This window comes from Kitasatospora gansuensis, from assembly GCF_014203705.1.
GTDB classification, from domain to species: domain Bacteria; phylum Actinomycetota; class Actinomycetes; order Streptomycetales; family Streptomycetaceae; genus Kitasatospora; species Kitasatospora gansuensis.
Genome location: NZ_JACHJR010000001.1, coordinates 392,226 through 404,868 on the forward strand (window position 1 = coordinate 392,226; position 12,643 = coordinate 404,868).

Annotated in this window: 10 protein-coding genes; 4 read left to right on the forward strand and 6 right to left on the reverse strand. The window is 72.2% G+C overall.

Annotation, left to right across the window (positions count from 1 at the left end):
• Positions 1 to 31: 31 nt before the first annotated feature.
• Positions 32 to 1,174: a hypothetical protein gene (locus F4556_RS01860; protein ID WP_221503507.1), complete on the forward strand. Its 1,143-nt coding sequence runs from the start codon at positions 32 to 34 to the stop codon at positions 1,172 to 1,174.
• 35 nt (positions 1,175 to 1,209) lie between these two features.
• Positions 1,210 to 2,217, forward strand: a complete 1,008-nt coding sequence (locus F4556_RS01865; RefSeq protein ID WP_184911065.1) for a YdcF family protein — start codon at positions 1,210 to 1,212, stop codon at positions 2,215 to 2,217.
• A gap of 7 nt (positions 2,218 to 2,224) precedes the next feature.
• On the opposite strand, the gene F4556_RS01870 is transcribed toward F4556_RS01865, so the two are convergent.
• Entirely contained in the window at positions 2,225 to 3,409 is a 1,185-nt protein-coding gene (locus tag F4556_RS01870; RefSeq protein ID WP_184911066.1) for an 8-amino-7-oxononanoate synthase, read from the reverse strand.
• Between the two features lie 115 nt (positions 3,410 to 3,524).
• Positions 3,525 to 4,508 (reverse strand): zinc-binding dehydrogenase, encoded by a 984-nt coding sequence (locus tag F4556_RS01875; RefSeq protein WP_221503508.1) that lies wholly within the window; start codon positions 4,506 to 4,508, stop codon positions 3,525 to 3,527.
• A gap of 176 nt (positions 4,509 to 4,684) precedes the next feature.
• On the opposite strand from F4556_RS01875, the gene F4556_RS01880 reads away from it, so the two are divergent.
• Both F4556_RS01880 and F4556_RS01885 read left to right on the forward strand, forming a co-directional pair.
• Positions 4,685 to 6,229, forward strand: a complete 1,545-nt coding sequence (locus F4556_RS01880; RefSeq protein WP_313068110.1) for an APC family permease — start codon at positions 4,685 to 4,687, stop codon at positions 6,227 to 6,229.
• Between the two features lie 350 nt (positions 6,230 to 6,579).
• Complete coding sequence (locus F4556_RS01885; protein ID WP_184911067.1) at positions 6,580 to 8,145, forward strand: S8 family peptidase; 1,566 nt, start codon at positions 6,580 to 6,582, stop codon at positions 8,143 to 8,145.
• Between the two features lie 19 nt (positions 8,146 to 8,164).
• On the opposite strand, the gene F4556_RS01890 is transcribed toward F4556_RS01885, so the two are convergent.
• From F4556_RS01890 to ddaH, 4 genes are all read right to left on the reverse strand, one after another.
• Positions 8,165 to 8,740: a hypothetical protein gene (locus tag F4556_RS01890; RefSeq protein ID WP_184911068.1), complete on the reverse strand. Its 576-nt coding sequence runs from the start codon at positions 8,738 to 8,740 to the stop codon at positions 8,165 to 8,167.
• Positions 8,741 to 8,816: 76 nt separating this feature from the next.
• Positions 8,817 to 10,298 (reverse strand): NCS1 family nucleobase:cation symporter-1, encoded by a 1,482-nt coding sequence (locus F4556_RS01895; RefSeq protein WP_376775646.1) that lies wholly within the window; start codon positions 10,296 to 10,298, stop codon positions 8,817 to 8,819.
• Positions 10,299 to 10,485: 187 nt separating this feature from the next.
• Positions 10,486 to 11,745 carry an ATP-grasp domain-containing protein gene (locus tag F4556_RS01900; protein WP_184911070.1) on the reverse strand — a complete coding sequence of 420 codons (1,260 nt, stop codon included), beginning with the start codon at positions 11,743 to 11,745 and terminating at the stop codon, positions 10,486 to 10,488.
• Positions 11,746 to 11,799: 54 nt separating this feature from the next.
• Positions 11,800 to 12,642 (reverse strand): dimethylargininase, encoded by an 843-nt coding sequence (gene ddaH, locus F4556_RS01905; protein WP_184911072.1) that lies wholly within the window; start codon positions 12,640 to 12,642, stop codon positions 11,800 to 11,802.
• Position 12,643: the final 1 nt, after the last annotated feature.

A 12,643-nucleotide genomic window follows, 5' to 3' on the forward strand; every position in this document is an offset into this window, starting at 1 on the left:
ATGACGGTGCGGAGCCTGGAGGTGGTCCATCGTGACCCGGTACTGCGTCGACCCTGTTCGACACGAACTCATCGCCAGCTGGGGAAGCGGTGAGGGCGATCTGGCCACCCTCATCGCCGCCGTCCCGGCCGGCACCGACACCGGCGCGCTCTCCCGGCTGGCCAGTGTGCTCACGCAGCTGTCGTCGGCGGCGTGGCACACCTACACCCACTCCGTCGGCGGCGCCGACTCGCTCGAACCCGACAGCGAGGGCTGGCACCGCGAGCGGGAACGCAAGGCGTTCGAGGAGGTGGCCCAGGCCGTCGCCACCCCGCATCTGCCGCAGGGCGGTTCGATCACCGTCTCCTACAGCCCGCTGGTGGAGAACGCGAACCGCGTCGGCCGCGCCCTGCTCGCCCTCGGCCTCCCCGAGTTGACGGCGGCGGTGCGCACCGACATCGCGGCGGAACTGGCCGCGGTGGAGGCGGCCGAGCTCGGTGACCTCACCGGCCGCGCCCAGCAGGCCGTCCTGCTCAGCCGCGAGGACGCCTCCCCGGTGCAGGTCGCCGCGGCCGACCGGCTGCTGCACGCGAACCCGTTCGGCTCGGCCGCGCTCTTCTCCGACGTCGATCCGACGGCTGCGGCGGTGGCCGCCGCACACTGGCTGTACGCCGCCGCCGAGGCCGTCTCGGAGGTGTCCGGGCAGGCGCTCACCGACGTGGTCCGCGAGGCGGACAACATCGAGGCCCTGCCCTACGAGACACCCACGCTCGTACTCGAGCTGCTCGACGCGGGTGCCTCCCCGTACGACGTCGTCACCGGGCTGGTGCGGCACGCCCTGCGGGTCGCCGACGGCGTACTGCCCGACCCGGCGGCCTTCCGCGAGCAGTTGGAGGAGGCCGAGGAGCTGCTCGCCGAGTACACCGACGACGAGGAGGAGACGGACCTGCGGCTGACACCGCTCGACCCCAAGCGGCCCTCCCGCGACCTGCTCGAAGACCTCATCACCGGTATCCAGGGCTGCTGGCTCCTCCACGACGCGTACGAGGACGGGGATGAGGACGAGGAGGAGGAGGAAGACGAGCACGAGGACTTGGACGACGCGCAGGCCGAACAACAGCAGCAGCACAGCCGCGAGGCATTCCTCGCACTCGTCCGCGCCACCGCGGCACAGCACCACGACCGCCTCATCTGACCGGTCTCGGGGCTGCCCAGCCCTAGGATCGTCGGATGATCGCCTACGCGCTCGCCACCCTGCTCCTGCTGCTCTTCGGGCGGAACGTCCGCCGGGACCGGCGCCGGTTCAGCAACGCCGTGCTGCTCGGGCTCGCGGTGGTCTTCTTCGCGTTGGGCGTGCTCGGTGAGCTCGACCGGATGCCGCCCGGGGTGCTGGACGCCGTGGAGGTGCTGACCCCGTTCGCTGCCGTGCTGGCCGCCGTGGCGGTGGCGGTCTGCCTGCTCGCCAACGGGGTGGTGATGGCCCGTCAGGAGGGCAGTGGGCGGCCGGCCAATCTGCTGTCGCTGGGGACCGGGCTGGCCGTGCTCGGGGTGCTCGCGCTGCTCTGGACGGCGGCCCGGGTCGACTCGACGGCGCTGCACGTGGTGGCGGGTGCGGTGCTGCTGCCCGCCGGGTACCTGGCCTTCCTGCTGCTCTGCTTCCTCGGGTACGCCTGGCTGTACGGGCGGCTGCCGGTCCGTCGCGACGTGGACTTCGTCGTCGTGCTCGGCGCCGGGCTGGTCGACGGCGACCGGGTGCCCCCGTTGCTGGCGGCCCGACTGGACCGGGCCTTCGACCTCTGCGCGGCGCAGGACGCCCGGGGCCGTCCGCCGGTGCTGGTGGTCTCCGGCGGCAAGGGCTCCGACGAGCAGTGCTCGGAGGCCGCCGCGATGGCCCGGTACCTGACGGGGCGTGGGATCCCGGCCGACCGGATCCGGCTGGAGGATCGGTCCCGGAACACCGCCGAGAACATGGAGTTCAGCGCGGCCGTGATGGCGGCCGAGCGGGAGCGGTACCGCTGCGTGGTGGTGACCAACGACTTCCACGTCCTGCGCACCGCGCTGATCACCCGCCGGGCCGGCGTCCCCGGCCAGGTGACCGGTGCGCCGACCGCGGGCTACTACTGGCCGAGCGCCGTGCTGCGGGAGTTCGTCGCGGTATTGGTGTCGTACCCCGTCACCAACGCCTGTGCGCTCCTGCTGCTGGTGCTGCTCGGCGGCGCGGCCGGCTGGCACGACTGACGCCGGGTCACCCCAGCGGGGCGGTGCGGCGGATCACGTCCACGGCGTGCGCGATCTGGGCGTCCGTCAGGTCGCCGCGCGCGGTCAGCCGGAGCCGGGAGATGCCGTCGGGCACGGACGGCGGGCGGAAGCAGCCGACCGCGAGACCGGCGGTACGGCAGTCGGCGGCCCAGGCCACCGCGGCCTCGGGGCCGGGGGCGCGGACCGAGACCACGGCGGCGTCCGGGGTGCTGGCCCGCAGTCCAGCGGCGGTGAGCTGGGCCGACAGCAGCCGGGCCACCTCGCGGGCCCGCTCGGCGCGCTCCGGTTCGGCCCGCAGCAGGCGCAGCGCGGCCAGTGCCGCTCCGGCGGCGGCGGGGGCCAGGCCGGTGTCGAAGATGAAGGTCCTGGCGGTCTCGGTGAGGTGCCTGATCACCCGTCGGGGGCCGACCACCGCGCCGCCCTGCGAGCCGAGCGACTTGGAGAGGGTGACGGTGGCGACCGTGTCGGGGGCGCCGGCCAGTCCGGCGGCGGCCACCGCGCCGCTGCCGCCGGGGCCGAGCACGCCGAGGCCGTGCGCGTCGTCGATCAGCAGCGCGGCGCCGTGCGCGCGGGCGGCGGCGGAGAGCTCGCCGACCCGGGCGGCGTTGCCGTCCACCGAGAACACCGAGTCGCTGACCACCAGCGCGCGCGGCTGGGTCCGCGCGGCCAGCACCTCGGCGACGGCGGCCGGGTCGTCGTGCGGGGCCCGGTGCACCTGGCTGCGGGAGAGGCGGCAGCCGTCGATCAGCGAGGCGTGATTGTAGGCGTCCGAGACGATCAGCGTGTCGGGGTCGGTCAGCGCGGTCAGCGCGGCCAGGTTCGCGGCGTAGCCGGAGGAGAAGACCAGGGCAGCCTCGGCCCCGCAGAAGTCGGCCAGTTCCCGTTCGAGTTCGGTGTGCAGCGCGGTCGTCCCGGTGACCAGGCGGGAGCCGGTGGCGCCGCCGCCCCAGCGCAGGGCGGCGTCGGCGGCGGCCCGGGTCACGGCCGGGTGGCGGACCAGCCCGAGGTAGTCGTTGCCGGCCAGGTCGAGCACCGGGTCCTCGGCGGGGCGGCTGCGCAGCGTCCGGGTCAGCCCGGCGGCGGCCCGCAGGTCGGCGGCCTGGTCCAGCCAGTCGAAGACGGCGGCGGGAGCCAGCGGCTCGGCGGTGACGGGCGCAGCGGAGTTGACCATGGCTCGCACTCTGTCATCCGCCCCGCCGGTCGGGCAACGGTCCGGTACGGCCCCGATTGCCCGGCAGGCGGCTGTGACCTGCGGATTCACCGCTCCCGGCGGTGCGCCGTGTGGCTCAGTTCACCCGCACCACGAGCTTGCCGAACCGGTGGCCGTGTTCGAGGTCGGTGTGGGCGTCCCTGATCTCGTCCAGCCGGTAGACGTGGGTCGGGCCGACGCCGATCTCCCCGGCGGCGATCCGGTCCAGGTAGCGCTGCAGCACCTCGGGCGGCAGGTCGGCGGCCTCGCCGGAGTAGGCGGCCAGCCGGACACCGCGCGGCAGGTAGCCGATGGGGTAGAAGTCGGGCACGGTCCACTGGTTGGAGAGCATCCCGGTGAAGCAGACGGTGCCGTGCACCCGGGCCGCCGCCAGGGTGTCCGGCAGGGTCGGGGTGCCGACCAGTTCGAGCGCCGCGTCCACCCCGTCCGGGAGGATCGCCCGGACCTGCTCGGCCACCTTGCCGTCGTCCACCAGCGGGTGGTCGACGCCGTGCCCGGCCAGCGCGCCGAGCCGGTCGGGGTTGCGGGTGGTGGACAGCACGGTGGCGCCGAGGTCCTTGGCCAGGGTGGCCGCGACCAGGCCGAGCGCCGAGGTGCCGCCCCGGATCAGCAGCGACTGACCCGGTGTCAGGTCGAGCCCGACGGTGAGCGAGCCGTACGCGGTCTGCAGGGTCTCCGGGACGGCGCCCAGCACCTCCCAGGGCAGCCCGGAGGCGAACGGGACGACCTGCTCGCGCGGCACCACCGTGTACTCGGCGTACCCGCCGTCGAAGGTCCGGCCCATGCCGCCCATCATCGTCACCACCTGCTGCCCGGGGCGCAGCACGCCGTCCGGGTCCAGGTCCACCGTGCCGGTGGCCTCGATGCCGGGCACCCGGGGGAAGGTCACGCCCTCGGCCAGGCCGAGCCGGGTGTGCAGCTCGGAGCGGTTCAGCCCGAACGCCTCCACCTTGATCCGCACCCAGCCGGGCGCGGGCTCCGGCTTCGGCAGCCGGACCACGCTCAGCTGCTCCACCGGCCCCGGCGCCGCCAGCACCACGGCCCGCATCGTGCCGTCCATCGCGTTCTCCTTCGTCGTCCCGTTTCGCTGCCGCAGGCACAACCTTCCGGCAGCGGGCGCGTGTTCCTGCTACACCCCCGCCGATGCACCGCCGCACGGGTGGTTCCGCGCGGTTCGGGGCCCGGGTCCGTGACTTCGTGGCCGCGCCGTGGTGATCATCGTTCCAGGGAGGCCCAGTGCGCGAGAGTGACCTCAGTACCGACGGCGAACACCTGCCCGAGCCGGACCTGCACGAGAAGGGCCTGCGCCCCGGCGCGGTCGGCCTGGTGGCGAGCGTGGTGCTCAGCGTCTCCTCGGTCGCACCGGTGTACGCGCTGACCGCGACCCTGGGGCCGACGGTCGGTCAGGTCGGGCTGCAGATGCCCGCGGTGTTCCTGGCCGGGTTCGTGCCGATGCTGCTGGTGGCCTTCGCCTACCGGGAGCTGAACCGGGTGATGCCGGACTGCGGCACCTCGTTCACCTGGACCGCGAAGGCGTTCGGCCCGCACGTCGGCTGGATGTGCGGCTGGGGTCTGGTGGTGGCGACCATCATCGTGCTCTCCAACCTGGCCGGAGTGGCGGTCTCGTTCTTCTACCTCTTCCTGGCCCGGGTCTTCGAGCACCCGAGCCTGGCCGATCTGGCGCACAACAAGGGCGTCAACGTCCTGACCTGCATCGCCTTCGTCGCGGCGGCCACCGCGATCGCGTACCGGGGGGTCGGCCTCACCAAGGAGGTCCAGTACGTCCTGGTGGCGCTCCAGTTGGTGGTGCTGGCGATGTTCGCCCTGTACGCGTTCGTCAAGGCCGGCCAGGGGCGCTCCGAGCTGGCCATCGAATTCAGCTGGCAGTGGCTGGACCCGTTCGCGGTCGAGTCCTTCGCCGCCTTCACCGCCGGGCTCTCGCTCTCGCTCTTCATCTACTGGGGCTGGGACACCTCACTGACCGTCAACGAGGAGACCAGCGGCAGCGCGAAGACCCCCGGCCGGGCCGCGCTGCTCACCATGCTGGTCATCCTCACCAGCTACCTGGTGGTCGCGATCGCGGCCCAGCGGTTCGCCGGGGTCGGCAGCACCTCGTACGGCCTGGGCAATCCCGAGACCGAGGACAACGTCTTCGCCGCGCTGGCCGATCCGGTGCTCGGCAGCCTGGCGATCCTGATCTTCATCGCCGTGCTGGCCAGCTCCGCGTCCAGCCTGCAGACCACCTTCCTGCCGCCGGCCCGCACCATGCTCGCGATGGGCACCTACCGGGCCATCCCGGCCCGGCTGGCCACCGTCCACCCGCGGTTCGCCAGTCCGTCCACCGCGACCCTGGTCTCCGGGGTCGGCACCGCGGTCTTCTACTCGGCGATGACCCTGATCAGCGACAGCGTGCTGGTGGACACCATCTTCGCGCTCGGCATGATGATCTGCTTCTACTACGGCCTCACCTCGTACGCCTGCGTCTGGTACTTCCGCCGTGAACTCACCCACTCGTTCCGGGACTTCCTCTTCAAGGGGCTGTTCCCGCTGACCGGCGCGGTAATTCTCACCCTGATCTTCGCCAAGACCGCCGTCGACACCTGGGACCCGGACTACGGCTCCGGCACCTCACTGTTCGGCGTCGGCACCGTCTTCCTGATCGGCTTCGGCCTGCTGCTGCTCGGCGTGGTGCTGATGCTGCTCTGGCAGCGCCGCGCCCCCGAGTACTTCCGGGGGCAGACCCTGCGCCACGACACCCCGTCGCTGATCGTCGAGGACTGACCCCCGCCTGGTCTTCTGCGGCCCCCGCCCGTCCGGCGCTCCGGCGGCCGCACGCTGGCCGAGGCGGTCCAGCACTGGTACGACACCCGGGAATCGGCGGCGCTGCCGCAGGAGGTCGGGTCGCAGTTCGAGTTCAACCGGTTCCTGCGGGACTGGCACACCGCACACCCCGCCGGCACCCGGCCGGACGCACTGGCCGCCTGGCGCGCGCATCGGGCCGCGCCGAGGATCAAGTAGGGCTTCTTTACAGACAGTTGACGCTCCGTCAGGCTGATGAAAGTGGGGGGAGACCACGGCCTCCCCCGGCCTGCCCGCGTCACCTCGGCGCGGGCCGAGCAAGGGGGGAAACCATGCTCCGCAGACTCCTGCCGTCCCACCGCATACCCGCCGCACTGCTGCTCGCCGCGGCGCTGGCCGTCGCGGGCGGCACCCCGGCCGTCGCCGCCGACCGGGAGGGCGTGGTCCGCGGCGACGGCGCACCCGGCACCGTCCCTGGCAGCTACCTGGTCATCCTCAAGTCCCGGGCGCTGACGGCGGATTCCGGCGCCGAACTGGCGGCCCGCTACCACGGGAAGCTGCGCCGCAGCTTCGACGCGGCGTTCCACGGCTACTCGGTGCAGCTCGACTCCCGGCAGGCCCGCCGCCTCGCGGCCGACCCGGCCGTCGCCTCGGTCGTCCCCAACCGCCGGGTGCGGGTGGACGCCACCGTCACCCAGACCGAACCGCCGTCCTGGGGCCTGGACCGGATCGACCGCCGCCGGCTGCCGCTGGACAGCCGCTACGGCTACCCCGACACCGCGGGCCGGGGGGTCACCGCGTACATCGTCGACACCGGGGTGATGATCGAGCACAACGACTTCGGTGGTCGGGCCAGTTACGGCTACGACTTCATCGACAACGACAACGTCGCCCAGGACGGCTACGGGCACGGCACCCATGTCGCGGCCACCGTGGCGGGCACCCTGTACGGCGTGGCCAAGCAGGCCAAGGTGGTCGCCGTCCGGGTGCTCGACGACTCCGGCTCCGGCACCACCGAACAGGTGGTGGCGGGCATCGACTGGGTCACCTCGCACGCCGTCAAACCGGCCGTGGTCAACATGAGCCTGGGCGGCGATCCGGACGAGGCGCTCGACACCGCCGTCCGCAACTCGATCGCCACCGGCCTCACCTACGCGGTGGCGGCGGGCAACGACGGCGTGGACGCCTCCGAGCACTCACCCGCCCGGGTCGCCACCGCGCTCACCGTCGGCGCCAGTACCAGCAGCGACCGGCGCGCCTCCTACTCCAACTACGGCCCGCTGGTTGACCTGTTCGCCCCGGGCTCGGACATCGTCTCCGCCTCCACCTGGTGGGAGGACGGCGAGACCAGCATGTCCGGCACCTCGATGGCCACCCCGCACGTGGCGGGCGCGGCCGCCCTCTACCTGGCGAGCCACCGCACCGCCACCCCCGCCCAGGTGGCCACCGCCCTCACCAGCACCGCCACCACCGGCTCCCTACGCGACCTCGGCGATCCCGGCGACGGTACGCCCGACCGGCTGCTCTACACCGGCAGCGCCCCCGTCCGCCCGCCGGGCCCGCGCTTCGCCAACACCACCGACCAGGTCACCGACGACGGCCCGATCGAGTCGGCCGTCACGGTCACCGGCGTGCCCGGCCGCGCACCCGTCGACCTGGACATCGAACTCGACATCAAACACGAGTGGAGCGGCGACCTGCGGGTCGAACTGATCGCCCCCGACGGCACCGTCTACCTGATCAAGGAGGACTACATCGCCGACGGCAGCAAGGACCTGCTCGGCGTCTACGGCATCGACGCCTCCAGCGAGACCGCCAACGGCGTCTGGCGCCTGCGCGTCACCGACGTCACCCAGATCTTCAGCGGCTACCTGGACAGCTGGGCCCTGCGGTTCTGAGCGACGTGTCCGGCCGCTCTCACTCCACGGGGACGCGGACGCCGAGGCAGCGGAAGAGCTCGTGCACCGCTGCCTCGGCGAAGCTCTCCGCGCCGTTGACCACCTCGGCCACCGCGTCCCGGGACACCTCGTGGCCGGCGGCGGCCGCCCACGACAGTGCATGGCCGAGTGCGTCGGCGCGCTCCGCGTCCCAGCGCGCGGTGACCGCGTCGACGCACTCCTGCCACTCCTCCGCACTCAGCCCGTCGTCCTCGGTGCAGCCGAACTCCTCGAGGACGGCCTGCTCGACCACCAGCCGGACGTTGAACTCCGCCGACCACACCCGGCCGCCGGGAGCACACCCCCGAACCTCGGCGTAGTCACTCCGGAAGACCTGGCAGACCAGCACCGGCGCCCCGGTGTCGGCCGCGAGTCGCCGCACCTGCCCGTCGTCGACCAGATCCTCGGCCGGGTAGGGGCGCAGACCCAGCACCCGCCACCCCTCGGGGCAGTCGATCGGCTCGTGGAGCTGCACCTCGTCCGCCGCCGAAAGGTCGAGCAGGTCGGTCACCGCCTCCTTCGTCCGCGCCAGCACCAGATAACCGTTGAAGCCCATCGGCCCTCCCCCTCGTGAACCACCGCCGGTCCGGCGGCACCCACGCGGACGATCCTGGCTGACGGTGCGTCATCCCTCAAGTCCGGGCGAGCCGGGTGAGGGCCGTGTAGAGCAGCAGGGCGGCCCCGAAGCCGACCGCCCAGCCGTAGTCGGCCAGCGGCTTGAGCAGCGGGATCAGGCCGTCGGCCGGGAACGGGCCGCCGTGCGAGCCGCCGATGGCCAGCAGGCCGCCGGTGGCCAGGGCGGTGACGGCGCGCCAGTTCCAGCCGCCGGAGTACCAGTAGCGGCCCTCGGGGCGGTAGAGGTCGGCCAGGACGAGTTCGGTGCGGCGGATCAGCCAGTAGTCGGCGATCAGGACGCCGCCGACGCTGCCGAGCAGGCCGCCGACGGTGCCGAGCCAGGTGAAGATGTAGAAGGCCGGGTCGGAGACCAGCTTCCAGGGGAAGATCACGATCCCGACCACGCCCGTGATCAGGGCGCCGGTACGGAAGTTGACGAACCGTGGCAGCAGGTTGGCGAGGTCGTACGCGGGGCTGACCACGTTCGCGGCGATGTTCACCGACAGGGTGGCGATCAGCACGGTGAGCAGGGCGAACAGGATGCCGACGGTGCTGTCCATCTTGGCGGCCAGCGCCACCGGGTCCCAGATCGGCGCGCCGTAGACGGCCTGCGAGCCGGAGGTGACGAGTACCGAGAGCAGCGCGAACAGCGTCATCGTGGTGGGCAGGCCGAGCGCCTGGCCGACCGCCTGGGCGCGCTGGCTGCCGCCGAACCGGGTGAAGTCCGGGATGTTCAGCGACAGAGTGGACCAGAAGCCGATCATGCCCATCAGGGCCGGGAAGAAGACCTGCCAGAAGCCGCTGCCCCAGCCGAGCGCGGAGGGCTGGGAGAGTAGCGGACCGAAGCCGCCCGCCTTGACCGAGATCCAGGCCAGCAGCGCGAGCGCCCCGACGATGACGAACGGCGCCGCCCAGTTCTCGAACCGGCGCAGGGTCTCCATGCCGCGGGCGATCACCAGCATCTCGACCAGCCAGAACAGCAGGAAGGACAGCCACTGGGTCCACGGGTAGCCGCCGACCTGCGAGGCGCCCAGCCAGCCGGAGCCGATCAGTTCACCCGCCAGCAGGAAGATCGCCGAGCCGCCGATCCAGCTCTGGATGCCGAACCAGGCGCAGGCCACCGCCGCGCGCAGCAGCGCGGGCAGGTTGGCGCCGCGCAGACCGAAGGAGGCCCGGGCGAAGACCGGGAACGGGATGCCGTACCGGGTGCCGGCGTGGCCGGTCAGCAGCATCGGGATCAGCACGATCAGGTTGGCCAGGCCGATGGTGAGGACCGCCTGCTTCCAGTCCATGCCGAGCGCGACCAGGCCCGAAGCCAGCGTCCAGGACGGCACGTTGTGCGCCATGCCGACCCAGAGCGCGAGGAAGTTGTAGGTGGTCCAGCGCCGGTCGGCGACCGGCACCGGGCGGAGGTCGTCGTTGGCGAACCGCGGGTCGGTCAGGGCGACGTCGGGGAGCAGTTCGACCCGGCGGTCGGGGTGGACCAGCTGACTGGACAAGGGCAACTCCCGGGCGAGGGTGAAGGGGTGGCGTCGATGATCTCGCCTACGCCGCCCCTTGCCTAGCCCGGGGACCCAACCGTTTCATGCCGGAAACAACCCGGGCAGTCCGCAGAAAGGAGCGCCGAGAACGCGCCGACCGCCGGGAACGTAAGTCCCGGGGTACGGCGCGTCCGGCCACGGCAAGTCAGTTCACCGCGGTGGCGGGAGTGGTCTCGATCCCCACCGCGGCGACCACCGCCTCCGCGTTCCGCAGTGCCTCCAGCGAGTCCGCCCCACGGGCCATCACCGAACCGACCCGGTCCCAGGAGCTGCGCAGCTCCCGGACGGTGTCGCCGGGTGTCAGTTTCAGCGTGAGCGAGAGCACGCCCGGCAGTTCGCGGGCCTCCTCGACGCCGGTGATCGAGACCACCTCGCCCGGCACCGCCTCCATGAAGCGCACCGCCGCGCCGCCCGACGCCTGACGGGGCATCGGCTCGGGACGGCCGCCCTGCATGACGGTGTAGAAGTCGCGGGCCAGGTTGATCTGGTACGCCTCCTCGATCAGCATCGGGATGCCGTCGCCCGGGAACCGTCCGGCGCACTCCACCAGGTAGGGGGTGCCCTCGCTGACGATCCACTCGCAGTGGATGATGCCGCTGCCGAAGCCGACCGAGCGGATCACCGTCTCGGTCTGCGCCACCAGCAGCTCGCTCAGCTCGGCCGAGATCCCGGCGGCCGGGACGGTGTGCCCCAGCTCGATCGGGCGCGGTCCGGCGAACAGCAGCTTGCCGGTGACGTTGGAGAACAGCACCTCGCCCTCGCGGACCAGGAGTTCGACGCTGTACTCCTCGCCCTTCACGAACTGCTCGATCAGCATCCGCAGTTCGCGGTCGCGGTCCGGGACCAGGTTGCCCTCGTCCTGCTTGATGCACTCCTCCCAGGCGGCGTCCAGGCCGTCCAGCGAGTGCATCACCTTGGTGCCGACCGAGGCCTGCCGGTTGGCCGGCTTCAGGACCAGCGAGCCGGGGTACGCGGCGGCGAACTCCCGGACCTCGTCCGGGGAGGTGACCTCGCGGGAGGCCGGGTTCGGGACGCCGGCGGCTCGGGAGACCTTGCGCAGCAGCGACTTGTCCCGCAGGACCTGGGCCGCGCCGGCCCCCGCCCCCGGTACGCCGTACCGCTCGGCCAGCCGGGCGGCGAACGGGGTGGCGTACTCGACCAGCGGGGACACCAGGGCCGGGTCGAGGTCGGGGTAGGTGTTGAAGAACTCGTCGGCCGAGGCCGGGAGTTGGTACTCCCATTCGATCAGTTCGCGGAGCATCGAGGCGCCCTCCAGGGCGGCCTTGACGTCACCCTTGCGGATCACGTCCGGCTCGTCGATGACGATCACCGATCCAGGAGCGAACTCCTTGATGTACGGGAGGACGTTCACGAACCCGACGATGATCCAGGGCTGCTCGGTCATTTGGTGCTTCTCCTGTCACGGAAGGAAGGGGAGGAAGGGGGCGAAGTATGGGCGTCAGTGCCGGAGTTCGAGGGTGCAGCACTTGGCGCTGCCGCCCGCCTTGAGCAGCTCGGAGAGGTCCACGCCGTGGGTCCGGAAGCCCCGGGCCCGGAGCTTGGCGGCCAGGCCGGTGGCGGCCTCCGGGAGGATCACGTTGTAGCCGTCGGAGACCGCGTTGAGGCCGAACACCACCGCGTCCGCCTCGTCGGCGAGCACCGCGTCCGGGAACAGCGTCTCCAGCACCCGGCGGCTCTCCGGGGTGAACGCGGCCGGGTAGTACATGACCTCGTCCTCGTCCAGCACGGCCAGCGCGGTGTCCAGGTGGTAGAACCGCGGGTCCACCAGGGTCAGTCCGACCACCGGGCGGCCGAACAGCGCCTCGGCCTCGGCCTGCGAGCGCGGGTCGGAGCGGAAGCCGTTGCCGGCCAGGATGGCCCGGCGGGTGGTCAGGTAGTCGCCCTCGCCCTCGTTCGGGTACTGCGCCTGCACGACCTCCACGAAGCCCTGTTTACGGAACCAGTCCACGTAGTGCTGCGATTCACCGTCCCGTTCCGAGTGCCGGAACCGGGCGACCAGCGCCTTGTCGTCCACCACGGTGGCACCGTTGGCGGCGAAGACCATGTCCGGCAGACCGGCCTCGGCGTCGATGGTCTGCACGTGGTGGCCGAGCTCGACCAGCAGCTTGTGCAGCACCTCCCACTGCGCGAGGGCCAGGTCGTTCGAGGTGGGCTTCTCCGGGTCCATCCACGGGTTGATGGTGTACGTGACGTCGAAGTGGTCCGGGCGGCACATCAGGAAGTGTCGGATGCGTGCCTGCCGCCGGGTCGCAGCGGTGGGGGGAGCGAGGAGGTCGGTCATG

Bases quoted from the DNA above. Each gene is read 5' to 3' on its own strand.
- F4556_RS01865 (WP_184911065.1), top strand. From the start codon at position 1,210: ATGATCGCCTACGCGCTCGCCACCCTGCTCCTGCTGCTCTTCGGGCGG.
- F4556_RS01870 (WP_184911066.1), bottom strand. From the start codon at position 3,409: ATGGTCAACTCCGCTGCGCCCGTCACCGCCGAGCCGCTGGCTCCCGCC.
- F4556_RS01875 (WP_221503508.1), bottom strand. From the start codon at position 4,508: ATGGACGGCACGATGCGGGCCGTGGTGCTGGCGGCGCCGGGGCCGGTG.
- F4556_RS01885 (WP_184911067.1), top strand. From the start codon at position 6,580: ATGCTCCGCAGACTCCTGCCGTCCCACCGCATACCCGCCGCACTGCTG.
- F4556_RS01890 (WP_184911068.1), bottom strand. From the start codon at position 8,740: ATGGGCTTCAACGGTTATCTGGTGCTGGCGCGGACGAAGGAGGCGGTG.
- F4556_RS01900 (WP_184911070.1), bottom strand. From the start codon at position 11,745: ATGACCGAGCAGCCCTGGATCATCGTCGGGTTCGTGAACGTCCTCCCG.
- ddaH (WP_184911072.1), bottom strand. From the start codon at position 12,642: ATGACCGACCTCCTCGCTCCCCCCACCGCTGCGACCCGGCGGCAGGCA.